The sequence below is a fragment of the Martinezella rhizogenes genome (assembly GCF_007002745.1).
GTDB classification, from domain to species: domain Bacteria; phylum Pseudomonadota; class Alphaproteobacteria; order Rhizobiales; family Rhizobiaceae; genus Agrobacterium; species Agrobacterium cucumeris.
In genome coordinates, this window is sequence record NZ_SGNY01000001.1 from 227,582 (window position 1) to 251,941 (window position 24,360).

Genomic DNA, 24,360 nt, shown 5'->3' on the forward strand with positions numbered 1-24,360 from the left:
ACAAACGCGCGTCTTGCCGATCTCCCTCCTTGTGGGGGAGATGCCCGGCAGGGCAGAGGGGGGTAAGCCCCACCCAAAACCGGAACCCTTGGGAAAGAAACGGTAATGCAAGCAGATTACATCATCGTCGGCTCCGGCTCCGCAGGTTCCGCCATCGCCTATCGCTTGTCGGAGGACGGTCGTTATTCCGTCATCGTCATCGAGGCCGGGGGGTCGGATTTCGGCCCCTTCATCCAGATGCCGGCCGCACTCGCCTGGCCGATGAGCATGAAGCGTTACAATTGGGGTTACCACTCCGAACCCGAACCGAACCTCAACAACCGCCGCATCACCGCACCCCGCGGCAAGGTCATCGGCGGCTCGTCCTCCATCAACGGTCTCGTCTACGTGCGCGGCCATGCCGAGGATTTCAACCGCTGGGAAGAACTCGGCGCGCAGGGATGGGCCTATGCGGATGTGCTGCCCTATTTCAAGCGCATGGAACACAGCCATGGCGGCGAAGAAGGCTGGCGCGGCACGGATGGGCCGCTGCATGTGCAGCGCGGCCCGGTGAATAATCCGCTGTTCCACGCCTTCATTCAGGCCGGCGCGCAGGCCGGCTTCGAGCTGACCGACGACTATAACGGCTCCAAGCAGGAAGGTTTCGGCCTGATGGAGCAGACCATCCACAACGGCCGTCGCTGGTCCGCCGCCAATGCTTATCTGCGGCCGGCGCTGAAGCGCGGCAATGTTACGCTGGTTGGCGGTTTCGCCCGCAAGATCGTCATCGACAATGGCCGCGCCGTGGGTGTGGAGATCGAGCGCAAGGGCGTGGTCGAAACCATCAAGGCCAATCGCGAAGTCATCGTGTCCGCATCCTCATTCAATTCGCCGAAGCTGCTGATGCTGTCGGGCATCGGCCCCGCTGCGCATCTGAAGGACATGGGCATCGAGGTGAAGGCGGATCGTCCGGGTGTGGGCGCAAACCTCCAGGACCATATGGAGTTCTATTTCCAGCAGGTCTCCACCAAACCGGTCTCGTTATATTCCTGGCTGCCATGGTTCTGGCAGGGCGTGGCCGGCGCGCAATGGCTGCTGTCGAAAGGCGGGCTTGGCGCTTCCAACCAGTTCGAGGCCTGCGCCTTCCTGCGCTCCGCACCGGGCCTGAAGCAGCCTGATATCCAGTATCATTTCCTGCCCGTCGCCATTTCCTATGACGGCAAGGCGGCGGCGAAAAGCCATGGTTTTCAGGTGCATGTCGGCTACAACCTGTCGAAATCACGCGGCAACGTCACGCTGCGCTCAGCCGATCCGAAGGATGATCCGGTCATTCGTTTCAACTATATGAGCCACCCGGAAGACTGGGAAAAATTCCGCCATTGCGTGCGTCTGACCCGCGAAATCTTCAGCCAGAAAGCTTTCGACGATTTTCGCGGACCGGAAATCCAGCCGGGTGAAAAAGTGGCGAGCGACGATGAGATCGACGCCTTTTTGCGGGAGCATCTGGAAAGCGCCTATCACCCCTGCGGCACCTGCCGGATGGGCGACAGGGACGATCCGATGGCTGTCGTCGATCCCGAATGCCGGGTCATCGGCGTGGAGGGCCTGCGTGTCGCCGACAGTTCGATCTTCCCGCATGTGACCTATGGCAACCTCAACGGCCCGTCGATCATGACCGGCGAAAAGGCCGCCGATCATATTCTCGGCAAAACCCCGTTGCCGCGTTCCAATCAGGAACCGTGGGCGAACCCGCGCGCGGCCGTCAGCGACCGGTGAGGATCAATGGTAATCATCCTCGCGCTGGTGGCGGACGGCGGCGATGGTGACGGTTTCCGGGCTGTCGATGCGGAACAGCACGACATATCCGGAGGAGCCGAAAGGAACGAGGAGTTCGCGCATCAGGCTGTTTTCCGCAGATGCCTTGCGGCAACTGAAGGGAAAGTCGCTAAGGATCTCTAATCCTGCCCTGATGGCGCGGATCGCTTTCTCCGCCACATCGATATCATAGGCAATCAGAAAGTCGTAAATTCGGTCAAAATCACCCAGCGCTTCTTCAGTATAGCGAAGCTCATACGTCATTTCCGCTTCGCGGCTTTCGCAGCATCAAGTTTTCTTTGCATCATCGAGAGAACATCGTCTGTGGTATAATAAATCCCAGTACGCTCCGCCTCTTCGAGCGATGCCAAACCGCGTGCGATAAACTCCGCCTGTGATTTGCGGATCTCCACCTGCCTGCGCACGGAATCTTCAACGAAGGAGGAGAGCGTCTCGCCGTCCTTCAGCACGCTTTCGGCCGCCTCGCGAAAATCCGCCGTTACCCGCAGCGAAGGCAATGTTGCCGTTTTCATGTCGCATCTCCATGCGTTGCAATTGCGATGCGCAGGATGTCTCAGTTATGAGGTCGAGTCAATTTCAAACTCGGCGGAGGTAACGTGAAGCCCACTATTTCAGGCCTCCGGACCCGCCACCCCAAAGTAACCCAACCCCGGTATCTTCACCCCCGGCCTGCTGAAATCGACCCCGGCGACCAGACCCAGAAAATTGATCTCGAAACCGCTGCGCGCACCCGCCGCAACGCCAAACAACCCACCGAGTGACACGCTCGCATCCTTCCAGTCGTCGGCAATGTGATAGAACGCGCCGTTCGGCAGGTAGTCGCGGCCCACGGCATCGGGCGGCAGAACGACGCCGAGTTCCGGCACGCTGCGTAGCACATGGGCAACGAAGGTGTTGGAGTTCGGGCCGGGATAGATGCGGTAGCCGCCCGGTTTGGCATAGGGGTAATCGGCAATCGCCTGTTCGATCCTGGGGATCAGCTTTTCCGCCTCAGCACCATGAATGGCCACCACCTGGCGCGGCGTGTTGGAATACCAATAGGCATCGGCCGCATAGCCATTGCGGCGGATGGGCGTTCCCCAACCCACTTTGTCATAACGATCATAGGCCGTCGCACCCGGTTTTTTCAGCACGATCCAGGCATGGCTGGCGACGGAACCCTTGAAGCCGCCGGTCATGGCGGAAAACACGTAAACCGCAGCCTGCTTGTCGGCTCCGGCTTGCGGAAGGGTGCCGGAGGAGGACCAGCGGGCATCGCGCCAGCCCTGCGGATGTTCCCGCATGGCCCACAAGCCGGCGGATGCCAGAGCGGGAAGCAGATAGATAATGGCAATCGCCAGCAGCAGACGTTTTGCAAATTTCACTGATAGCCCCGTGCATCGAAAAATCAATTGCGGTATCAACGGCATAAAATCAGAACTTTTTGAGGCTGCGAACATGAACAATTCCGTTACCGTCGAAGTCACCAGGGGCAGCCTCGTCGAAAGCCGCCATCAGGGCCTTGCCGTGGTGGTGGATGGTGATGGCGGCGTTGTGTTTTCCGCTGGTGATGTAGGGCGCGGCATCTTCCCGCGTTCCGCCTGCAAGGCCATGCAGGCGCTGCCGCTGGTGGAAAGCGGGGCTGCGGATGCCTATGGTTTCGGCAATCGTGAACTGGCGCTTGCCTGCTCCTCCCATTCCGGCGAGGACGCGCATGTGGAACTTGCCGCCGCCATGCTTGCGAAGGCCGGCAGGGATGTCGATACGCTGGAATGCGGTGCGCACTGGTCATCCGACCAGAAAACCATCATCCATCAGGCCCGCACGCTGGAAAAACCGACGGCGCTACACAATAATTGCTCCGGCAAACACTCCGGCTTCATCTGCGCCTGCTGCCACACGGGTACCGACCCCAAGGGCTATGTCGGTTATGATCACCCGCTGCAGCAAGAAATCCGCGCCACGATGGCAAGCCTGACGGGCGCGGCGCTCGGCCATGATAATTGCGGCGTCGATGGTTGCTCCATCCCCACCTATGCTGTGTCGCTCACGGGACTGGCGCATGGTTTCGCCAGAATGGCGACGGGCACGGGGCTGGAAGAGGGCCGCGCCAAAGCCTCGCGTCGTCTCATCGAGGCCTGCATGGCGGAACCCTTTTACGTGGCAGGCAGCGGCCGCGCCTGCACCAGGCTGATGCAGATCGCACCGGGCAAGATTTTCGCCAAGACCGGCGCTGAAGGTGTCTTCGTGGCGGCCCTGCCGGAAAAGGGCATAGCCATGGCGGTGAAATGCGAGGATGGCACGACGCGGGCGGCCGAAGCCATGGTCTCGGCACTGCTCGCCCGCTATTTCGATGATGGCAGCGCCGAAAAACAGGCTCTGACAGGCATGGCCAACCGGCAGATGCGCAACTGGAACGGCATCCATGTCGGTGATGTCAGAGTCGTCGGGCTGTAAAATCCGGCGTTAAAAAAACACGATAAAACCTTTGACGCCGCCGGTTGCCGGCACGATGATGGCTTGCCCTGCGCGTGACGGCCGAACCCCGGCCGCCGGCAGCCCGGCGTCCGCAGCAAGAGGAGGTGGACGCCTTCATTGTCCTGGAGGTCGCATATCCATGTTTACCCTGTTTTTCTCCCCCGGTTCCTGCTCCCGCGCCAGCCATATCGTGCTTGAGGAATCCGGCCTGCCTTACACGGCCCACCGCGTCAATTTCGCCGAGGGCGAACAGCGCTCCGAGACATTTCTGAAGATCAATCCGAAAGGCCGCGTGCCGGCGCTCGCCACCGCAAGCGGCGTGCTGACCGAGACGCCTGCCATCCTCGCCTTCATCGCCCAGATGGCGCCGGAAAAGAAGCTCGCACCGCTTGACGATCCCTTCGAGTTCGCTGTCATGCAGTCCTTCAACGCTTTCATTTCCTCCACCGTGCATGTCGCCCACGCCCATGGCCGGCGCGGCAGCCGCTGGGCGAGCGACGATAGTTCGCTGGCGGATATGAAGGCGAAGGTGCCGCAAACCATGGGCGAGTGCTTCGAACTGATCGAGCACGGCCTCTTGCATGGCCCGTGGGTTTTGGGCACGGCCTATTCGGTGGCCGATCCCTATCTTTTCGTCATGTCCGGCTGGCTGGAAAGCGACGGTGTGGATATTGCCCGTTTCCCGAAAGTGCACGACCACTTCCGCCGCATGAACGACCGCCCGGCGGTGCAGCGGGCGCTGGCGAGCGAGAGGGGTCAATAGTTACTGCCGTCATCCTCGGGCTTGTCCCGAGGATCTGCAACGTATTGATTTTATTTGACGTGGTTGGATCCTCGGGACAAGCCCGAGGATGACGTTGAGTACGGAGGGACGTCTCCAGTCCGCGCCCAAAGCAAAGCTCGTGTCAAGCCGCCTCGGCCGCGCGCGTATCCCACATGGTCTTGAATGCCGTGCGCGCCTGGCAGCGGGTGAGCCAGGCCTTTACCGCCGGATGGGCATCAAACAGCGGCTGGTGACCCTGCGCATAACGAACGATTTCCGCCGCATTGAGATCGGCGACGGTGAAACGATCCCCCACCAGATAGTCATGTTGGACAAGATGCTGCTCCAGCACCCGGAACGGGCGCTTCAGCAGCCGTGCGGCAACATCGATCACCGCTTTGCCGCTGTCGCTCTCCGACAGGCCTTCGGCGATGGCGGAGGAAATTTTCAGCGAATTGGTCTCGATTTCGGTTGCGGCAAAGAAAGACCATTGCAGCATCGCCGCATCTTCCTTCAGATCGACCGGGGCGAGCGGCCCGCCATATTTGCGCACCAGATAGAGATTGATGGCCATGGATTCGTAAAGCACCATGCCATCATCCTCGATGCAGGGAATGGTGCCCATCGGGTTGACGGCGAGAAATGCGGGAGACAGCGTGTTGAGCGGCGCATCCGCTGCCAGCGGATCGGCAAGACGGCGGGCCTGTATGACGGGCACGTGCTTGAATTCTATGCCGAGTTCGCCTGCCAGCCAAAGTGTGCGCGTGGCGCGGGACCGGTAGACACCGTAAATCGTCAACATCGAAATTACCCCTTGAACCTGTTCGATGGCGGCACGTTACGGTCTCGCCGCTTTAAAGTGAAGTTGCAGATATCAGGGGCAACTATGATTTTTTCTGATCCGTCAGGAAGTCCGTATCCGGCGATAGCCGGTATTCGAAACGGTCGATGAACCGCTCGAACAGGCGGGCGAAAGTCTCCACATCGTCGGCCGGCCAGCCATCCATCACATCTTCGATGACGCTCATCTTGGTGCGGCGCATTTCCTGCAGCAGGCTGGTGCCGAGCGGCGTGATCTCGACGATGCTGCGGCGGCCGTCTTCCTGCGAGACGCCGCGTTTCAGCAGGCCGCGCCCCACCATGTCCGCCACCACTCGGCTACCGCGTGAGGGATCAATGCGCATGCCCTCGGCAATCGCACCCACGGTGACATCACCTTCGGCGCGCCGCAGAATATCCAGAACGTCGATATGCGAGAGTTCGAGACCCGGAGCGAGCTTGGCAAGCGCCATGCGGCCGATGATGCGGCGACCGATCATGATGCGCATGCGCGTCATCGTATTGCCGATCCGCTTGATGTCCTCGGGCAGATCCTCGTTCCAGTTTTCCTCACTTGCCACTCTCGGTCGTTCCTTTTCTTGCGCGGTCGCGATCACATTTAGCGCGAATAGCATGGATGTCAAAAACTTGCCATTGACATATATATGCTGATAGCACACAAATTGTCGCAGCAAATATGCCGGAACTCAACGAGATTTTTCATGGATATGTCCGCAGCCCCCGTGGCGCCGCTTGTGTCGGATCATCGGCGCAGGCTCATCGTTTTCCTGTTTCTGATGCTGGCCATGTTCATGGCCACCCTCGACAACCAGATCGTATCGACAGCGCTGCCCACCATCGTCGGCGAGTTCGGGGCACTGGAACGCTTCGGCTGGATCGGCTCCGCCTATCTTCTGGCAACCAGCGCGGTCATGCCTGTTTATGGCAAGCTCGGCGATCTGTTCGGGCGCAAATATGTGATGATCGCGGCGGTGGTCATCTTCACGCTGGGCTCGCTCGCCTGCGGTCTGGCCTGGTCGATGGATAGCCTGATTGCTGCCCGTGTGTTGCAGGGGCTTGGCGGCGGCGGCATCATGGTGTCGATCTTCTCCGTCAATGCGGATCTGTTCGAACCGCGCGAACGCGCCCGTTATCAGAGCTATTCCAGCCTCACCATCATGGCGTCAGGCAGTGTCGGCCCGATCCTCGGCGGCACGATGAGCGACCTGTTCGGCTGGCGGTCGATCTTCCTCATCAACCTGCCGCTCGGCATCATCGTCATTGCGGGCCTGGCGCTGATGTTGCCTTACCGTCGTCCGGCGCGCCAGCCGAAGATCGACTATCTCGGTGCGGTTCTGCTGGCGGCCACCATTGCCAGCGTGGTGTTCTGGGCCGATAGCAGCGAATTGTTCGGCTCGCTGATCGCCGCCCCAAGCCTCGGCATCATCGCCTTCGCCGTCATCGCCGCCTTCCTCTGGGTGCAGGTGGAGCGCCGTGCGCCGGAACCCGTCGTACCGCTCAGGCTGTTCAAGGATTCGACCTTTCCGCTCTTGATGATCGTGTCGCTGACCAGCGGCGGCATCGGCATCGGCATGGTCAATTATTACGCCCTGTTCCTGCAGACCACGACCGGCCTTTCCCCCTCCCATGCCGGCCTGTTCTTCATCGCCGTCACCGGCGGCATCGTCATGGGCTCGCTATCGGCCGGCCGGCTGATTTCGATTACCGGTGTCTACAAGCCGTTCTCGGTGGCGGGGCTCACCATCAACGTCATCGCCATGCTGCTGTTCACGCAAATGCATGCGGGCACGCCGTTGGCACTGATCGCCGCACTGATGCTGGTGCAGGGTTTCGCAGTCGGTCTCGGCCAGCAGGCGCCGATCATCGGTGTGCAGAATTCAGCACCCAAGGCTGATATCGGTGCGGCGAGCGGCGCGGTGACGCTGACCCGCATGGGCGGCGCTGCCATCGCCATCTCGGTCTATGGCGCGATTGTCACCTCCAGCCTCAAGGGCGTGGCGGTGGATATTCCCGGCGTCGGCAGAATAGAGGAACTGACGCCGAAAATGCTCGCCGAACTGCCCGCCGCCTCGCAGGCCGCAGTCGCCTCGCTTTATTCGGACGCCTTTACGCCGCTATTCTTCGCGGCCGCCGCAACCGCTGCCATCGGCCTTGCGGCAGCGCTGATGCTGAAGCCGGTGCGTCTGCCGGCCGCGGTTGAGGCGAAGCCGGCGGAAGCAGCGGGGGAGTAGGCAGGTCGGCAGGCAGTTGTGAACGCTGGTTTTGTGCTGAAACCTCTCCTCCGTCATACCGGCCTTGTGCCGGTTTCCAGTCAGCCCAAGTCCTTGGGCTGAGAGAGCTCTTCCCGCCGCGCAGACGCGCGGCTGCTGGATTCCGGCTCAAGGCCGGAATGACGGGAGATGCTTACAAAACAAAAACACCATCACTGGAAATTTAACGCCCGTTCCGCGTTATGCTCGCAGCACTTTACATTCGCGCGGGCGGCCCTATCTCAATGAATATGAAGCCGGAACAGCTCCTGAACTCCACGCCCAAGGGCCTTTATTGCCCGGCGGGCGATTTTTATATCGATCCCGTGCGCCCCGTGGCGCGGGCGCTCATCACCCATGGCCATTCCGATCACGCCCGTGCCGGCCATGGCGCGGTGCTGGCCACGCGCCAGACGCTTGATATCATGCGCATTCGTTATGGCGAGGATTTTTGCGGCAGCGAGCAGGCGGTGGCATTCGGTGAGAGGGTGGGGGTGAACGGCGTCACCGTCGGGTTCCATCCGGCTGGCCATGTGCTGGGTTCGGCGCAAATCTCCGTCGAGATGAATGGCATGCGCATCGTTGCATCGGGGGACTACAAGCGCGGCATCGATCCAACCTGCGCGCCCTTCGAGACGGTGCCATGTGATGTCTTCATCACCGAGGCTACCTTCGGTCTGCCGGTGTTTCACCATCCGCTGCCGCGCGTGGAAATCGGCAAGCTGCTCACTTCCATCAAACAATTTCCCGAACGCACCCATCTGGTCGGCGCCTATTCGCTCGGCAAGGCGCAACGTGTCATCCGGCTATTGCGCGATAATGGTTATGCCGAGCCGATCTATATCCACGGCGCGCTGGCGCGGCTTTGCGATTATTACGTTTCGCAGGGTATCGATCTCGGCGACCTGAGGCCCGCCACGCTGGAAAAAAGTAACCCCGCCGCCTTCAAGGGCGCGATCGTCGTCGGCCCGCCCTCGGCCTTTCAGGAACGCTGGGCGCGGCGCTTCAACGAGCCGCTGATCGCCTTTGCCTCCGGCTGGATGATGGTGCGGCAACGCGCCAAGCAGGGCGGCGTGGAACTGCCTCTGGTCATATCGGACCATTGCGACTGGCCTGAATTGCTGGAGACCATCAGGGAAATCGGCCCGCAGGCCGTCTGGGTCACCCATGGCCGCGAAGAGGCGCTGGTGCGCTGGTGTCAATTGCAGGGCATTGCCGCCAAGCCGCTGCATCTTGTCGGTTACGAAGACGAGGGGGATTGAGATGAAAGCCTTCGCCACCCTTCTCGACCGCCTCGTCCTCACTCCGTCGCGCAACGGCAAGCTGAAGCTTCTCACCGATTATTTCCGCGATACGCCCGATCCCGACCGGGGTTACGGTCTGGCGGCGATTGCCGGCACGCTGGACCTCAAAAGCGTCAAACCGGCCATGCTGCGCGAGCTGGTGCTGGAGCGTATGGACGAGGTGCTGTTTCGTTATTCCTATGATTATGTCGGCGATCTGGCCGAGACCATCTCGCTGGTCTGGGGCAATATCGGCGGTGCTGATGATTCCGAGGCGCAGGACCCGCGTCTCGGCGACGTCGTGACGCTGATGAATTCGCTGGGGCGCACCGAAGTACGTGGCGCGGTGCGCGATCTGCTTGACCGGCTCGATACCTCCTCGCGTTTCGCCTTCCTCAAACTCGCCACCGGCAGCCTGCGCATCGGCGTTTCGGCGCGGCTGGCGCGGCAGGCGCTGGCGGATTTTGCGGGCAAGGATATCACCGAAATCGAAACCCTCTGGCACGGTCTGACGCCGCCCTACACCACGCTTTTTACATGGCTGGAGGGCAAGTCCGACCGGCCGCTACTGGCCACGCCCGCCATCTTCCATTCGGTCATGCTGGCCACACCGGTGGCCGATGGTGACCTGGATCAGCTGGACCCTGCCGATTATGCCGCCGAATGGAAATGGGACGGTATTCGCGTGCAGCTCTCCCGCGCCGGGGAGACGCGAAAGCTTTATTCCCGCTCCGGCGACGATATTTCCGGGGCATTCCCGGATGTGCTCGATGCGCTTGATTTCGAAGGCGTGATGGACGGTGAATTGCTGATTGGCGGGACAGTGCGCTCCAACAATCTCACGCGCACTTTTTCTGACCTGCAGCAGCGGCTGAACCGCAAGACGGTGACGGCAAAGATGATGGACGACTACCCCGCCTTCATCCGCGCTTACGACCTGCTGTTCGATGGCGAGAACGACATCCGTGCACAAACCTATCTGGAGCGCCGTGGCAGGCTGTCCGATATCATCGAGGACGCCCCGCATGACCGTTTCGACCTGTCGCCGCTGATCGGCTTCTCCACATGGCCGGAACTCGACACGCTGCGCGCCGCTCCGCCCGATCCGGTGATCGAAGGCGTGATGATCAAGCGCCGCGACAGCGCCTATCAGGCCGGCCGCGCCAAAGGGCCATGGTTCAAATGGAAGCGCGATCCCTATAATATCGATGCGGTCATGATGTATGCGCAGCGCGGCCACGGCAAAAGGTCGAGCTATTATTCCGATTTCACCTTTGGTGTGTGGGCGGAAGGCGAGGGTGGCGAACAGCTCGTGCCGGTCGGCAAGGCCTATTTCGGTTTTACCGATGCGGAACTCGAAGTGCTGGATAAATTCGTCCGCGACAACACCGTCGAGCGTTTCGGCCCGGTGCGGGCGGTGCGGGCCACGCCGGATTTCGGCTTCGTGCTGGAAGTGGCCTTTGAGGGCATCAATCGCTCCACCCGCCACAAATCCGGCGTCGCCATGCGGTTCCCGCGCATTGCGCGGCTGAGAGCCGACAAGCTTCCGGCCGAGGCGGACCGGCTTTCGACGCTGGTGGCGATGATCGACGGTGTCGAGGGATCGGTGTGATGGTCTGCGCCAGTCTCGAAATTTACTGTAGCTAGCCCTGCCTCTAGTTCCGTCATTCCGGCCCCGAGCCGGAATCCAGCCGCCGCGCGTCGGCGCGGCGAGAGGGGTTTTTACGCCCAAGGACTTGGGCTGGCTGGATACCGGCTTGAGGCCGGTATGACGGAGAGGGAGCCAGTTATCAGGCAGGAAACATTGCGCCGTCCAGAAATTGCCACGATGGCTGCGAATACATTGTTGTCATTCGCGAATCCGTGATTGGACAGTCTCCCGCCGCAGTGCTGAACTGCTAATACCTCCATCCCCGTCCTCAGAGTGCACCCATGGCCGATAAACGCTTTCTTTCCTCAGCCTTCGGACAGGAAGAGAGCGGCGTGATATGCCAGGGCCTGACGCGGCGCGGCCTGCTTGCCGGCGCCATGGGCCTGTCGGTGGCAGCACTTCTGCCGCAGGGTGCGAAAGCCGGCATTGTCGCCCCCGAGGTTCTGCCGCTGGAACGGCAGGATTACGCGGAGGCCCGCCAACATTTTCATACCCGCTTGCTGCGCAAGATGGCCGCGCCGGAAAAATCCTCGGCGCTTGGCACACCGCCCGGCGCGGAACGCGTCACCTATCCCGGCGGGCCGGATGGTTCCATCGAGCTTGTCGCCTGGCTCTCCCACTATCAGCCGTCCAAAACACCAAAGCCGGCAGTGCTTTTCCTGCACGGCGGCAATGCCACGGGAGACGGCCACTGGGCGCTGATGAAGCCCTATTGGGAGGCTGGTTTTGTCGTGCTGCTGCCGTCTTTCCGGGGCGAGAACGGCCAGAGTGGCAATTATTCCGGTTTTTACAACGAAACGGCGGATGCGCTGGCGGCGGCCACCTATCTGGAAAACCTGCCCGGCATCGATAAAAAACGTTTCTTCATCGCCGGCCATTCCAATGGCGGCACGCTGACATTGCTCGCCGCCATGAGCCGCAAATTCCGTGCGGCGGCCCCCATGTCGGCGGGCGTCAATTCATGGCGATATTTCAACCGGTATTCGGACGAGATCTGTTTCGACGAAACCGACGAGCGCGAATTCATCATGCGCTCCTCGGTCTGTTTCGGCCCCAGCCTCAAATGTCCGGCCCTGTTGCTGCGCGGCGATGAGGAGCGGCCTTTCGATGCCGATCACCAACTGTTCGTGGATCGCGCCCTGATGTCCGGGTTCAAGGTGGACAAAAAACTGCTGCCCGGCACCCACAATGGCGTGGTTCCGGGCGCAGTGGTGGAAAGCATTCGTTTTTTCAATCAGTTCGCATAAAAGGGCCGAAAGCCGCTTTTGCAGCTTTCGGCCCTCCTACGAAATCAGGCGCTCTTCTTGAAATAACCGAGCAGCCGCATGGCATTGGCGGTTACCAGCACCGTCGCGCCGGTATCGGCAAAGACGGCGAGCCACAGGCCGGAAAGGCCGGTGACGGTCGTGACCAGAAACACAGCCTTCAGGCCAAGCGAGATCGCCACGTTCTGGCGGATGTTGCTCATGGTGGCGCGTGAGAGGCCGATGAGGCGGGCGGCATCGCCGACATTGTTGCGCATCAGCGCCGCATCCGCCGCTTCCATTGCCACGTCCGTGCCGGAGCCGATGGCGACGCCGACGCTGGCGGCGGCAAGCGCCGGCGCATCGTTGATGCCGTCACCCACCATCACCACGGTTTTCTTTGCGGCGAGTTTGCGGATTTCCTCGACCTTGTTCTGCGGCAGCAGTTCGCCGCGTGCTTCAAGACCCAGCTTGTTGCCGATGGCACGCGCCGTGCGGGCATTGTCGCCCGACAGCATCAGCGAGGAAATGCCCATCTCCTTCAGCGCCCTGATGCCTTCGGCCGCATCCTTGCGCGGTTCGTCGCGCATGGCGAAGAGACCGCTAGCCGCACCGCCGGCCATGACCACGGCCACCGTCTTGCCTTCGCTCTCAAGTGCCGTGATGCGGTCGGCCAGCTCCTTCGAGAGTGTGCCGACTTCAGTTGCAAAGCGCGGTGCGCCGATGAACAGGGCTTTTCCGCCAACGGTGCCCTGCATGCCGCGACCGGAAATCGCCTTGATGTCGGAACCGGGCAGGGGCTTCAAACCGGCCTTTTCGGCGTGGTTGACGATGGCTCTGGCAAGCGGATGGCTCGATTCATGCTCGATGGTGGCGGCTTCGGCGATCAGCCCTGCCTCGTTGCCGTCAAGCGCCACCACGTCGGTCACCACAGGTTCGCCGAGCGTCAGCGTGCCCGTTTTGTCGAAGGCGACGGTTTCGGTGCGCGCCAGCATTTCGATGACGGCGCCGCCCTTCACCAGCATGCCGTGGCGTGCCGCAGCCGAAAGGCTGGAAGCTATTGCCGCGGGAACGGAGATGACCAGCGCGCAGGGGCAACCGATCAGCAGCAAAGCGAGACCGCGATAGATCCAGGTATCCCAGTCACCGAGACCGGCAAGCGGCGGTACCACGATGGTCAGAGCCGAAATCGCCACGATCAGCGGCATGTAATAACGCGAGAAATTCTGGATGAAGCGTTCGGTCGGTGCGCGCGCATCCTGGGCTTCCTCGACAAGCGTGATGATGCGGGCAATGGTGTTGTCTTCCGGCGCGCGGTCGACACGGATGCGCAGCGAACCGTCATGGTTGATCGAACCGGCAAAGACGCGGGCGCCTTTTTCCTTGGCAACCGGAATGCTCTCGCCGGTCATCGGCGACTCATCAACGCTCGATTCGCCCTCCATCACCACGCCGTCGGCGGCGATACGGTCACCGGGACGGGCCACGACCACCTGGCCGATGCGGACCTGATCGGCAGCGACCTGACGGAGCGTGCCGTTTTCCTCGACCAGCGCCGTTTTCGGCAGCAATGAACCAAGCGCCTTGATGCCGGAACGGGCGCGTGCGGCCGCAAAGCCTTCAAGCAGTTCGCCGATCGAAAAGAGCAGCACGACGATGGCGGCTTCTTCCGCTTCACCGATGAAGATCGCGCCGATGGCGGCAATGGTCATCAGCATCTCGATGGTGAAGACCGCGCCGAAACGGGCGGCGTTGAAGGCATTGCGTGCAATCGGAAACAGCGTCACCAGCGTGGCGATGATGAAGGCATAACCGCCCCAGGCCGGAAAGGTGAGTTCCGCCGCATAGGCGGCCGCGACCAGAATGGTGCCGGTGAAGGTGTTTCGGGCCTTCGCCGTGCGCCACCATGCACCCTTCTCATCGGCGCCATGGGCGTGTCCCACCTCGGCGCTTGGCGTGACTGTCGCGGGCTGTGCCTTTGCATGCGAATGCCCGGCGTGATCATGGTCGTGGCCGCCGCAATTGGCGTGGTCATGGTCCGCATGATCGTGCCCGGAATGGTCATGGCCCGAGTGGTCATGGCCCGAGTGATCGTGGCCTGAATGATCATGATCACCGTTGCAGGATCCGTGGTCGTGCCCGTTATCTTCCGCCTTGCCCCGCGCCGATTTGTCTTGTGGCAGCAAGGCGGGTTTGAAGCCGAGCTTGCGCAGCGTATCCTCGATTTTTGCGGTCGGCGTTGTGTTTTCGACAAGCGAAAGGTTCAGTCTTTCGCGTGCAACCGACACCTTGACGTCGGCAACACCGGGCAGGCGGGAGAGCGCGGTTTCGATCTTCGCGGCGCAGCTGCCGCAGTCCATGCCGCCGACCGAAAAGGTCAGGGCATTGTTCTGCTCAACGCTGGGGGCGGCTTCCGCAGGGTGGTGACCTCCGCACGATGAATGGTCGTGGTCATGCTCATGGTCGTGAGGTTCCGCTGCGATCTTTTCGCGCGGAGCCTTCTCCTGCGGCAGCAAAGCAGGCTTGAAACCGAGCTTGCGCAGCGTATCCTCGATCTTTGCGACCGATGTCTTGTCTTCCGCCAGCGACAGGTTCAACCTTTCGCGTGCAACGGACACCTTGACGTCGGCAACGCCGGGCAGGCGGGAGAGCGCGGTTTCGATCTTCGCCGCACAGCTGCCGCAATCCATGCCGCCGACCGTGAAGGTCAGGTCTCCCGATTCCCCGTTCAGATTGCCGCGTGTCGAAATATTCATGGTTTTCGCTCCTGAATTCCAGTCGACAGCCAATCTGGCACCTCTAGCAACTAGAGGTTCAAGGGCAAAAATGCGATTTTCCGATTTTTTTTGAAAAGTGCACACCAGCTTCGCGCCAGCCGCGCGGTTCATCATGCAGCCATATTGGATTCCATGAAGCGGTTCAGATGACAGCACTCTTTATGAAACACTGCCGCCGGGCGGCCTCTCTGGCGGGTCTTGTGGCTCTGCCGCTCCTCAGCGGCTGCCTTTTCGTGACGGATACGACCCGGATGGACCCGGATGTCTTCGTGCGGGAAACGGCGCCGGTCTTCAACTTCAATTCCGTCAGCTCGAACCGCCAGCCGGAACTGCCGCCGCAGCCGGGCCAGCTTTCAACGCGTCCGCCGGATCTGTTCAGAACCCGCTTCCATCAGGAATACGGCCCGCCGGTGCGCGGGCAGGGCCTGAGCGCGCCGCAGGTGCAGGGTCAGGCCGCACCGCTTGCGCCAGATCGCATGGTGACCTATGGCCTGCCGGTTTCCAATCCGCTGCATCGGGTCATGTATGGCCCGATCCGCGACGAGGACCGTTCGCTGCCGGCTATTCCTTATGGCCGCATCGACCCGCGTTATCTGCGGCAGGAAGTAAGTTATCAGACAGCGGAAGCGCCCGGCACCATCATCGTCGATACCAAGCAGCATTTCCTTTATCTGGTGCAGCCGGGCGGCAAGGCGATCCGTTACGGCGTCGGTCTCGGGCGCGATGGTTATGCGTGGTCGGGCCGCGGCAAGATCCAGTGGAAGGCGAAATGGCCGCGCTGGACGCCGCCGGACGAAATGGTCAAGCGCCAGCCGGAGCTTACCTCCATCTCGGCGGCCAATGGCGGCATGACCCCGGGTCTCAACAATCCGCTCGGCGCGCGTGCGCTTTATATTTTCAAGGACGGCAAGGACACGCTTTACCGCGTGCACGGCACGCCGGACTGGCAGTCCGTCGGCAAGGCGACGTCCTCCGGCTGCGTGCGCATGCTCAATCAGGATGTCATCGACCTTTACGAGCGTGTGCCCAAAGGGGCGCAGATTGTGGTTATCTGACCACGTTCTAAAAGAAAGAGATGCGAGCTCCAATCCACCGGCGCCTTGTGACTGGCTTTTAGCGGTCGGTTAACTATTTTCGCAATACGCATGATACGGAACAAATGACGTACAACGGCGATATAGCCGTTCGAAATGTGGGACAAACCGGCCTTATGACAAGCACCGACACAGATCTTTCCAGACGCACCTTTCTTTCCCTTCTCGGCATCTCCTCCGCTTCGCTTCTGGCGGGCTGCGCTTCATCCGGCACGGGAGACGCCATCCGCCAGCAGGCGAGCGCCATCGGCAGCGATTTCCGCCAGATGTTCTCGCCCGGCGTCAGCGATGCGGAACTGGCCGTCATGTACGGCTCGGTTGAAGATGGCGGTTACGTCATTCCCGCCGTACCCTATCAGAAAATCGACCGGCGTTATTACCGCCAGCGGGTCGTCGACCCGACCGGCGAACGCCCCGGCACCGTCGTTGTCGATACGCGCTCGCGCTTCCTTTATGTCGTGGAGCAGGGCGGCAGCGCCATGCGTTACGGCGTCGGCATCGGCCGCGATGGCTTCGCCTGGTCGGGCGAAGGTGTCATCCAGTGGCGTCAGAAATGGCCGAAATGGACCCCGCCAGACGAAATGGTCGCCCGCCAGCCGGAACTCACCAAATATTCATCCAAGAATGGCGGCATGCCGCCGGGCCTGAAGAACCCGCTGGGCGCGCGCGCGCTCTATATCTTCCAGAACGGCAAGGACACGCTTTACCGCCTGCACGGCTCGCCGGAATGGAACTCCATCGGCAAGGCCGTCTCATCCGGCTGCGTGCGCCTGATGAACCAGGACGTCATAGACCTCTACGACCGCGTGCCGCAGAAGGCACGTGTGGTGGTTTGGCAGTAGGTCCAGCTGGACGCATTAAGAAGGTATCCGGTAAGTGAATTGACGAGTAATGGCTGCAACACGAAGCGTGTTGTGGCCATTATTTATTTCTAATATATCAATATTGTTTTTAATGTTGATATTCAATTCTATAGTATATTTAAAAAAATCGTGACTCTTGTTGACTTTAGTTATAATAATATTTGGGTATTCATGGGTGGCTACTGGAATTGATTTCCTATTGCAATCATTCTCATATCTCAGTTGTTGATCGAGGAGTGAATGGCATGACTCTTTATCTCTCAAATAGTTGGCAGGTGGGTACAAGTCCCTACGAAATCTTTTACGGTGATCGCTACGGCGTAGCGAGAAACGACGTATTTCAGCTTGGCGGCAGCGAGACCGGAACTCTGGGCGGCATTCGAAACGGTTGGGAAAAATTTATCGGTGGCGCGGGTATAGACACGATATACGTCGCTCCGAAGTACTACTATTCTTGGACTGCTGTGATGATTGATCACAACGGTTTGGATGGTGTCGAGCGTATTGAGTTTAACGGCGCTACCTCCTGGCCTGTAAAACCAGTTTACTTCGCTGGAATGGCAGATTTTTCGAGCGTGACATATATGTCGCCCGGCGTGACGATCTATGGTCGTGAGAACAGCAATATATTCGTCGGTAGTCAGCTTGGGGAGAGGGTCGAAGGCGACGGCGGTGACGATCTGCTCTTTGGCAATGCCGGCGACGATAGGCTGTACGGCGATACCACCGATGTAAATCCTTGGCCGGCGCAATTGAATGCCGCTGGCAATGACTGGCTGTTCGGCGGCACCGGCAATGACTATCTGGATGGTCAGGGCGGTAACGACAATCTGTCCGGTGATGCGGGCGATGACAATCTTTACGGCGGACCCGGAAGCGACCAGCTTAACGGCGGAGACGGCTCAGACAAGTTGTTTGGTGAAGCCGGAAATGACCAGGTGCGCGGTGGGTCTGGAAACGATGAGCTATTTGGTGGAGATAATGATGATCTTCTTGATGGGGGAGCGGGTAGAGACATTCTTTGGGGCGGTGTGGGCGCGGACACTTTCCAATTTGTGACGCAAGCTGCCGTGACTTTGGTTGAAGACTTTGAAGTCGGGATCGACAAGTTACGTTTTCATAACGCAATCGCCGATGACTTCAGCGACTTGACGATTATCGATAACTCTGCCGGATATGCGAGTATAACTGTCGCCGATGTCGAAGTTATTTTGAACGGGGTTTCATCAGCCTCGTTGAACAATTCGATGTTCGAGTTTGGCGTGTACGCATAAACTACCAGGCTCCTCCGTCACCGGCGGCGGAGCCTGACTGAATTTTTATCAAATGCTGCAGAAGTAGCATCGGTTTTGTGTTTGGAATAAACGTCGAACATGTAGACTGAGAACATACAGCTCACACTTGTTGCAGCAAGCACGCTAGTAAGGTTGAAGTTCTGATTTTCTATAATTTTTTGTCATAATTCCATTTTCATCAAATATTTCCAGCTCACCGTTTTCTTTATAATCAACCATTTTCTGCCCGTTATTATAGTAAATAATACCTGGAGTTACGGATACTTTTCCGTTTTCCCCAAATTTGAGGGCTATGGCAGAGCCGAAAAATTCTTTTAGAGCTTTCTCGCTATAATACATATCGCTGCGTGATGCTTCGCTGTAATAGCCGTTGTTCGCTGTTCTCAGGGCAGCTAAATCCAGCCGGGCCTGATAGGCGCGATCGCTGGTGAAATATTCGACTTGCTTGTTAACCAGAGCTTCGTCTTCACCATTCGCGATGCGTTTTGCGCCCCATTCAGCATACTGCGCATTATATTCGTCACGCGGCGGCACAATAATTTCAGGTACATAACGGGGGCTTGCCCGCGCAGCTCTTGTGATCAGGTTGGTTACGATGAACTCCGCGTTTTCCGCGGTGCGCTCGATCGGATTAACGTAATAGGACGACATCATATTCGTGGCCGCGGCGTTCATGGCGCTCATCGTCGCTTGCGGAATGGCGGCGGAGACGGTCTCTTTTTTTGCGGCGGTTTCCAGCTTTGCTTTGGTAGCCTGCGAAGCGAGCGTCAAAATCGTTTCGATGGCTTGCGCAGTTTTTTGCTGACCTCCGGCTACCATTCCGAGGATCGGGGTCGCGGCGTCGTTGCCTGATATTTTGGGGACCGAAAAAGTTTGATTGAGAATGGTCAGCGCCATTGAATTTGCAGAGATCAAAGTCATAGCTATGCCTTTTGAAATCTGCCGCAAAAGGCCTTCACCGGCTTTTGAGGCTGGAAACGCTGCTAAAAGTCATTTTAGCTGCATAAAATATAAATACAACTTTATCGGGAATTGGTAAATAAATACTTTCGACACCCCAGATCTTGAGGGGTATTAAGACTTCGAAAGACCGTCCTTCAACGCGTTCACCCGATCCCGCAGCTGTGCCAGCTCCTCCAGCCCGCAGCCGGTGGCGCCGCCGATGGCCGCCATGATCTTCACGCCCTCTTTTTTGAGGTCGGCGCCTTTTGGCGTTAAGGCCACCAGCACCTGCCGCTCATCCACCGTGCCGCGCTTGCGGGTGATCAGGCCCGCATGTTCGAGCCTTTTCAGCAGCGGTGACAGCGTGCCGGAATCCAGCCCCAGCATTTCGCCAAGCGCCTTGACCGTGGAGGTCTGTTTTTCCCACAGCGCCATCATGACCAGATATTGCGGATAGGTCAGTCCGATCGGGTCAAGCAGCGGTTTATAGGCACGTGTGAAAGCGTGCGCTGCGCCATAAAGGGCAAAGCATATCTGCTGGTCCAGCCTCAACAGGCTTTCCATCTTCGTGTCGTTGCCCTCTGCGCCCATAGTCCTGCTCCAAAATAAAACCGGGGAGGGAACAATCGGCCCCCGCTTTCGGTTCCTGCCACATGGATGTGCGGCGAAATTTCGTGAAAACTATCGCAAAAAACAAAATTTCATTCAACGTGCAAAATCATATTGCGCACAATTTAATTGTTCGCTATAAAACACTCAACACCAACCCGAAGGGAGTAAATGCCATGCCTATTCTCTACACGACCAAAGCATCCGCCACCGGTGGCCGTGCAGGTAACGCCAAGTCGGAAGACGGCGTTCTCGACGTAACGCTGACCGTTCCGAAGGAACTGGGCGGTGACGGTGCCCGCGGCACCAACCCGGAGCAGCTTTTCGCCGCCGGTTATTCCGCCTGCTTCCTTGGCGCACTGAAGGCGGTTGCCGGCAAGCAGAAGGTAAAGATCCCCGAAGACACCACTGTGACGGCAACCGTCGGCATCGGCCCGCGCGAAGATGGCACGGGCTTCGGCATCGAAGTGTCGCTGAAGGTCAACATTCCCGGCCTGGAGCGCGAAAAGGCAGAGGAACTGGTTGCTGCCGCTCATATTGTTTGCCCTTATAGCCACGCCATGCGCACCTCCACGGAAGTGCCGGTTTCGGTGGCCTGATATTGCAGTCATGAAAAGCAGGGCCGGGGTTCATCCCCGGCCTTCTTGTTTGTGGAAATAAATATGCTATATTCTTTCCAAGGAAAGGATGTTTGCCATGAATATTCACGCCAAGACTGCCATGGATCCTGCAGCGCAGGGCAGGGTCGTCACCAAGGCCGTTATCGCCGCTGCCGAGCGGCTGGGCCTGAATGCCGCCCGCATGGCGGATATTCTCGGCGTTTCCGCCCCCACCGTCTCGCGCATGAAAAGACTGGATTTCCTGCTGGAGCCGGGCGCCAAATCGTTCGAGCTGGCGGTACTGCTGATCCGGGTTTTCCGCTCACTGGACGCGATTGCCGGCGGTGATGAGGCCGTCGCGAAAAGCTGGCTACGCAATCACAATGTTGCGCTGAACGCCGTACCTGCTGAAAAGCTGACCACCATTACCGGATTGATCGATGTCCTCTCCTATCTGGACGCCCGACGCGCTCCTGTCTGAAAAGCGCGCCGCATCGGGAAAATACTGGCGGCTGGTGGAAGCACAGCATCAGGTTTCCACCATGAAGCTGGTGGATACGGTGGAGGAGCAATCGTTGCTGGAAGATATTCTGGAGACGAGCAAGCGGCCGTTTCCGCCCGAATGCGCCGGGCTCGATTATCTTCTCGCCACGCCCTTCCGTTATGGCGCCGCCTATCCCTATGGCTCGCGTTTTCGCCGGGCGGGTTTCACCGAGGGCGTTTATTACGCCGCCGCCAGGGTGGAGACGGCGCTTGCCGAAATGGCCTTTTACCGGCTGCTGTTTTATGCCGAATCGCCGGGCACACCGCTGCCCGCCAATCCCGCCGAATATTCCGCCTTCGCCGCCCGTGTCGCCACCGATGCCGCACTTGATCTGACGAAACCGGAGCTGAGCCGTAACGAGGCGCTGTGGACCGATCTCACGAATTACGAGCCGTGCCAGGCATTGGCAGAGCAGGCGCGCGAGGCAAAGGTTGAAGCCATCCTTTACCGCTCGGTGCGCGATCCCGCAGGTGGCATCAACATCGCAATTTTGTCGCCAAAGGCCTTTGCGGCCAAAACGCCGGTAGAGCGGATGAGCTGGCGCATTCACCTGTCTAAAACCGGGGTGCAGGCCCTGTGCGAATTCCCGATGCGCCGCACGGGGTTTTTGGCCTCGGATTTTGCCAATGACCCGCGTCTGGCCGGCCTCTTGGGGTGACGGCCGCTGGTTGAGCAGACGCTGCCGCTTCTTTCTTCTCCCCGCCGGGGAGAAGGTGGCCCGAAGGGCCGGATGAGGTAGCACCGTTGCCGGATTTCGGAGAGCTTGCCCCCTCATCCCGCTGCCGCGGACTTCTCCCCGGCGGGGAGAAGAAACAGGCGGCATGCCCTCGGCCTGTTCAGGCCCAGCCGTAAGCCTGAGCCCCGCTACTGCTTGCCCACACGGGCACGCAGCTCTTCCACATGCGCTGCGATTTCCGGCGTTACGACATCGCCAAAGTCTTCCATTTCAAACAGCGGGCGGATTTCGATTTCGCTGCGCTCCAGCATCGGGTTGGGGCAGCGCTTCACCCACGCCACCGCCTCATCCATGTCCTTGACATTCCACAGCCAGAAGCCGGCTACCAGCTCGTTGGTGTGCGGGAAGGGGCCATCAACCACGGTGCGGCTGTCGCCATCAAAAACAACCCTCTTGCCCTTGGAGGAGGGGTGCAGCCCGTCGCCGGATTTCATGATGCCGGCATTGACCAGCTCCTCGTTGAATTTTCCCATTGCCTCCATGAGTTCAGTCGTGGGCATGACGCCATCTTCGCTGCTCTTGGTGGCTTTTACAAAAACGATTGCACGCATGATCTTTCCTCCTCGATTGTATGTTCCGGGTCGTCGGGTCCTTAGTCTGGTTTTCCAGCACGACGGCCCGATGACATTCTGGCCGACAAAAGTGGCGTCATGCCGTCGTGCGGTCAGCCTAGATCGATAAGATCGCGGCGCAGCCGATCGGGGTCGCCGCTGCCAATCCTCGCTTCGATTTCCGCATGGGTCTGTTCCCAGATGGGAAAGGCTGCCGCGAGCACTGCCATGCCATCCGCCGTCAGTCGCAGCCGTTTGCCGCGCCTGTCTTTCGGGTCCTGTTCGATGCTGACCAGCCCGCGCCGCTCCAGCGGCTTCAGGGCCGCCGTCAGCGTCGTGCGGTCCATGGCGAGAAGATGGGCGACCGGTCCCATCGGCGGCGGCTCCGGCCGGTTGAGCGACATCAGCAGGGAAAACTGGCCGTTATTGATGCCAACAGGCTTCAGCGCATTGTCGAACAGCCGCGCCAAAGCCCGTGCAGCGCGTTGCGCATGCAGGCAAAGGCAGGCGTCCCGCACGAAAAGAGTTGTCGAAAAAGGAATCACGCTGGCGTTTGACATGCTATAAATATGTTGATATCAACCTAATTAGTCAAGCGGAACTTGATGCTCCGCTGATGGTTTAAATGACTTTCAATGCAGAAATAGGCGGTGCCCTCCGGAGGAGCGGAGTGGTGCCGTGGTGAAAGACGGATCCAAGGAGGAAAGATCATGTCTCATCCTGTTGTTTCGAATGAAGAGTGGCTTGCGGCCCGCCGCGATCTGCTGGTGAAGGAAAAGGAACTGACCCGCGCCCGTGATCGGCTGAACGAGGCGCGGCGCGCATTGCCCTGGGAAGAGGTGACGAAAGACTATATTTTCGATGCGCCTTCCGGCCCGAAATCGCTGAAGGAATTGTTCGGCGATTGCAGCCAGCTCATCGTTTATCACTTCATGCTGGCGCCTGACTGGGAGGAGGGCTGCGTTGGCTGTTCCTTCTTTGCCGATCACGTCGATGGCGCGCTCGTCCATCTCAGGCATGGCGATGCGAGCTTCGTCGCGGTATCGCGCGCGCCGCTTGAAAAGATCGAAGGCTACAAACACCGCATGGGCTGGAAATTCCCCTGGGTTTCCGCCGAAGGCACTGATTTCAACTATGATTATCAGGCCTCCTTCCGCGACGAGGATATGGCCAGCGGCGAAATTACCTATAACTATCGCGAAATGGCGCCCTATGGCGACCTGAAGGATTTGCACGGCATCAGCGTTTTCGCCAGGGGCGAGGACGGCAGGATCTACCACACCTATTCCACTTATGCCCGCGGCGCGGAACAGACGCTCGGCACGCTGATGCTGCTCGATCTGGTGCCAAAAGGCCGTAACGAAGAGGAGGTAATGGATTGGGTGCGCCGGCACGATCAGTATGAGGACGCGCCGAAAGCGGCAGCCTGCTGCCACTGAAACGGGAAGACTAGGAGGAGACAACAATGGAAATGGAAAGCGTAAAGCCGCAGAAGGAACATGAATTCCTGTCGAGGTTGGTCGGCGACTGGGTGATGGTTGCCGGCCATGAGGGATATGATCCTGATGATCCGAACCAGCGTTTCACCGAAACCGTGCGCTCCATCGGCGGACTGTGGATCATCGGCGAGGGCACCGGCAGGATGCCCGACGGCGACCAGATGACAGCGGTGATAACGGTCGGTTTTGACCCGGCAAAGGGCAATTTCGTCGGCACCTGGGTAGGCTCGATGATGACCCATCTCTGGGTCTACAAGGGCTGGCTGGAAGATGACGGCAAAACCCTGACGCTGGAAGCCGAAGGCCCCGCCTTTGACGGTTCCGGCCGCATCGATACCTATCACGACGTGCTGGTGCTGCATGACGACAATCATCGCAGCTTTTCCGGCAGCGTCCGCCAGCCGGATGGCACATTCAAGACCTTCATGACATCGGAGTTCCGCCGCAAGGGGTAAGGCCCTGCCGGAACTTGCCGCAACGACAAGCGCCGCCGCGTCCTGCGGCGGGCGATCCCGAATATAGACGCCCAAACCTCCTGAGGAGACGAAG

Annotated in this window: 25 protein-coding genes; 15 read left to right on the plus strand and 10 right to left on the minus strand. The window is 59.6% G+C overall.

Features of this window, described 5'->3' with window-relative positions:
- Window positions 1–105 precede the first annotated feature (105 nt).
- A complete protein-coding gene (gene betA / locus EXN68_RS01085; RefSeq protein ID WP_142839298.1) occupies window positions 106–1,755 on the plus strand; it encodes a choline dehydrogenase in 1,650 nt (549 codons plus the stop codon).
- Window positions 1,756–1,758: 3 nt separating this feature from the next.
- Here betA and EXN68_RS01090 read toward each other — a convergent pair whose 3' ends face one another.
- The 3 genes from EXN68_RS01090 to EXN68_RS01100 all read right to left on the minus strand — a co-directional run bounded on the left by EXN68_RS01090 (window position 1,759) and on the right by EXN68_RS01100 (window position 3,179).
- Window positions 1,759–2,058: a type II toxin-antitoxin system RelE/ParE family toxin gene (locus tag EXN68_RS01090; protein ID WP_142839299.1), complete on the minus strand. Its 300-nt coding sequence runs from the start codon at window positions 2,056–2,058 to the stop codon at window positions 1,759–1,761.
- The gene (locus EXN68_RS01095; RefSeq protein ID WP_142839300.1) at window positions 2,055–2,327 is read right to left on the minus strand and encodes a YlcI/YnfO family protein; all 273 of its coding nucleotides are present in this window, start codon (window positions 2,325–2,327) and stop codon (window positions 2,055–2,057) included. The genes EXN68_RS01090 and EXN68_RS01095 overlap by 4 nt, the downstream gene beginning before the upstream one ends.
- A gap of 99 nt (window positions 2,328–2,426) precedes the next feature.
- Window positions 2,427–3,179, minus strand: a complete 753-nt coding sequence (locus EXN68_RS01100; protein ID WP_161991149.1) for a DUF3750 domain-containing protein — start codon at window positions 3,177–3,179, stop codon at window positions 2,427–2,429.
- A gap of 73 nt (window positions 3,180–3,252) precedes the next feature.
- Here EXN68_RS01100 and EXN68_RS01105 point away from each other — a divergent pair, with 73 nt between their 5' ends.
- Window positions 3,253–4,251, plus strand: a complete 999-nt coding sequence (locus EXN68_RS01105; protein ID WP_142839301.1) for an asparaginase — start codon at window positions 3,253–3,255, stop codon at window positions 4,249–4,251.
- Between the two features lie 160 nt (window positions 4,252–4,411).
- Window positions 4,412–5,035 carry a glutathione S-transferase family protein gene (locus EXN68_RS01110; protein ID WP_142839302.1) on the plus strand — a complete coding sequence of 208 codons (624 nt, stop codon included), beginning with the start codon at window positions 4,412–4,414 and terminating at the stop codon, window positions 5,033–5,035.
- 142 nt (window positions 5,036–5,177) lie between these two features.
- On the opposite strand, the gene EXN68_RS01115 is transcribed toward EXN68_RS01110, so the two are convergent.
- Both EXN68_RS01115 and EXN68_RS01120 read right to left on the minus strand, forming a co-directional pair.
- Window positions 5,178–5,837, minus strand: coding sequence for a glutathione S-transferase family protein (locus tag EXN68_RS01115; RefSeq protein ID WP_142839303.1), 660 nt, complete (start codon window positions 5,835–5,837; stop codon window positions 5,178–5,180).
- 82 nt (window positions 5,838–5,919) lie between these two features.
- On the minus strand, window positions 5,920–6,435 hold the full coding sequence (locus EXN68_RS01120; protein ID WP_142839304.1) for a MarR family winged helix-turn-helix transcriptional regulator: 516 nt from the start codon (window positions 6,433–6,435) through the stop codon (window positions 5,920–5,922).
- 141 nt (window positions 6,436–6,576) lie between these two features.
- On the opposite strand from EXN68_RS01120, the gene EXN68_RS01125 reads away from it, so the two are divergent.
- The 4 genes from EXN68_RS01125 to EXN68_RS01145 all read left to right on the plus strand — a co-directional run bounded on the left by EXN68_RS01125 (window position 6,577) and on the right by EXN68_RS01145 (window position 12,305).
- The gene (locus EXN68_RS01125) at window positions 6,577–8,106 is read left to right on the plus strand and encodes an MDR family MFS transporter (RefSeq protein WP_161991150.1); all 1,530 of its coding nucleotides are present in this window, start codon (window positions 6,577–6,579) and stop codon (window positions 8,104–8,106) included.
- Between the two features lie 269 nt (window positions 8,107–8,375).
- On the plus strand, window positions 8,376–9,386 hold the full coding sequence (locus tag EXN68_RS01130; RefSeq protein WP_142839918.1) for a ligase-associated DNA damage response exonuclease: 1,011 nt from the start codon (window positions 8,376–8,378) through the stop codon (window positions 9,384–9,386).
- A gap of 1 nt (window position 9,387) precedes the next feature.
- Complete coding sequence (locus EXN68_RS01135; RefSeq protein WP_142839305.1) at window positions 9,388–11,019, plus strand: cisplatin damage response ATP-dependent DNA ligase; 1,632 nt, start codon at window positions 9,388–9,390, stop codon at window positions 11,017–11,019.
- Window positions 11,020–11,339: 320 nt separating this feature from the next.
- Window positions 11,340–12,305 (plus strand): alpha/beta hydrolase family protein, encoded by a 966-nt coding sequence (locus EXN68_RS01145; protein ID WP_142839306.1) that lies wholly within the window; start codon window positions 11,340–11,342, stop codon window positions 12,303–12,305.
- 44 nt (window positions 12,306–12,349) lie between these two features.
- On the opposite strand, the gene EXN68_RS01150 is transcribed toward EXN68_RS01145, so the two are convergent.
- Window positions 12,350–15,058, minus strand: a complete 2,709-nt coding sequence (locus EXN68_RS01150; protein WP_142839307.1) for a heavy metal translocating P-type ATPase — start codon at window positions 15,056–15,058, stop codon at window positions 12,350–12,352.
- Between the two features lie 167 nt (window positions 15,059–15,225).
- Here EXN68_RS01150 and EXN68_RS01155 point away from each other — a divergent pair, with 167 nt between their 5' ends.
- The 3 genes from EXN68_RS01155 (at window position 15,226) to EXN68_RS28050 (ending at window position 18,310) form a co-directional block, all read left to right on the plus strand.
- Complete coding sequence (locus EXN68_RS01155; RefSeq protein ID WP_142839308.1) at window positions 15,226–16,134, plus strand: L,D-transpeptidase; 909 nt, start codon at window positions 15,226–15,228, stop codon at window positions 16,132–16,134.
- Between the two features lie 155 nt (window positions 16,135–16,289).
- On the plus strand, window positions 16,290–17,015 hold the full coding sequence (locus EXN68_RS01160; protein ID WP_065115105.1) for a L,D-transpeptidase: 726 nt from the start codon (window positions 16,290–16,292) through the stop codon (window positions 17,013–17,015).
- Window positions 17,016–17,281: 266 nt separating this feature from the next.
- Window positions 17,282–18,310 carry a calcium-binding protein gene (locus EXN68_RS28050; protein ID WP_142839309.1) on the plus strand — a complete coding sequence of 343 codons (1,029 nt, stop codon included), beginning with the start codon at window positions 17,282–17,284 and terminating at the stop codon, window positions 18,308–18,310.
- Between the two features lie 144 nt (window positions 18,311–18,454).
- Here EXN68_RS28050 and EXN68_RS01170 read toward each other — a convergent pair whose 3' ends face one another.
- Window positions 18,455–19,228: a hypothetical protein gene (locus EXN68_RS01170; protein ID WP_142839310.1), complete on the minus strand. Its 774-nt coding sequence runs from the start codon at window positions 19,226–19,228 to the stop codon at window positions 18,455–18,457.
- Between the two features lie 177 nt (window positions 19,229–19,405).
- Complete coding sequence (locus EXN68_RS01175) at window positions 19,406–19,864, minus strand: MarR family winged helix-turn-helix transcriptional regulator (protein ID WP_142839311.1); 459 nt, start codon at window positions 19,862–19,864, stop codon at window positions 19,406–19,408.
- A 194-nt stretch (window positions 19,865–20,058) separates the two neighbouring features.
- On the opposite strand from EXN68_RS01175, the gene EXN68_RS01180 reads away from it, so the two are divergent.
- The 3 genes from EXN68_RS01180 (at window position 20,059) to EXN68_RS01190 (ending at window position 21,683) form a co-directional block, all read left to right on the plus strand.
- Window positions 20,059–20,481, plus strand: coding sequence for an organic hydroperoxide resistance protein (locus tag EXN68_RS01180; protein ID WP_003511906.1), 423 nt, complete (start codon window positions 20,059–20,061; stop codon window positions 20,479–20,481).
- A gap of 97 nt (window positions 20,482–20,578) precedes the next feature.
- A complete protein-coding gene (locus EXN68_RS01185; protein ID WP_142839312.1) occupies window positions 20,579–20,962 on the plus strand; it encodes an MbcA/ParS/Xre antitoxin family protein in 384 nt (127 codons plus the stop codon).
- Window positions 20,922–21,683: an RES family NAD+ phosphorylase gene (locus EXN68_RS01190; RefSeq protein WP_161991151.1), complete on the plus strand. Its 762-nt coding sequence runs from the start codon at window positions 20,922–20,924 to the stop codon at window positions 21,681–21,683. The genes EXN68_RS01185 and EXN68_RS01190 overlap by 41 nt, the downstream gene beginning before the upstream one ends.
- Before the next feature lie 206 nt (window positions 21,684–21,889).
- Here the strand turns inward: EXN68_RS01190 and EXN68_RS01195 are convergent, their stop codons facing one another.
- Window positions 21,890–22,312: a YciI family protein gene (locus EXN68_RS01195; protein WP_142839313.1), complete on the minus strand. Its 423-nt coding sequence runs from the start codon at window positions 22,310–22,312 to the stop codon at window positions 21,890–21,892.
- 113 nt (window positions 22,313–22,425) lie between these two features.
- The gene (locus tag EXN68_RS01200; RefSeq protein WP_142839314.1) at window positions 22,426–22,872 is read right to left on the minus strand and encodes a MarR family winged helix-turn-helix transcriptional regulator; all 447 of its coding nucleotides are present in this window, start codon (window positions 22,870–22,872) and stop codon (window positions 22,426–22,428) included.
- A gap of 150 nt (window positions 22,873–23,022) precedes the next feature.
- On the opposite strand from EXN68_RS01200, the gene EXN68_RS01205 reads away from it, so the two are divergent.
- Both EXN68_RS01205 and EXN68_RS01210 read left to right on the plus strand, forming a co-directional pair.
- On the plus strand, window positions 23,023–23,751 hold the full coding sequence (locus EXN68_RS01205; RefSeq protein WP_142839315.1) for a DUF899 domain-containing protein: 729 nt from the start codon (window positions 23,023–23,025) through the stop codon (window positions 23,749–23,751).
- 26 nt (window positions 23,752–23,777) lie between these two features.
- The gene (locus tag EXN68_RS01210; RefSeq protein WP_142839316.1) at window positions 23,778–24,266 is read left to right on the plus strand and encodes a DUF1579 domain-containing protein; all 489 of its coding nucleotides are present in this window, start codon (window positions 23,778–23,780) and stop codon (window positions 24,264–24,266) included.
- Window positions 24,267–24,360: the final 94 nt, after the last annotated feature.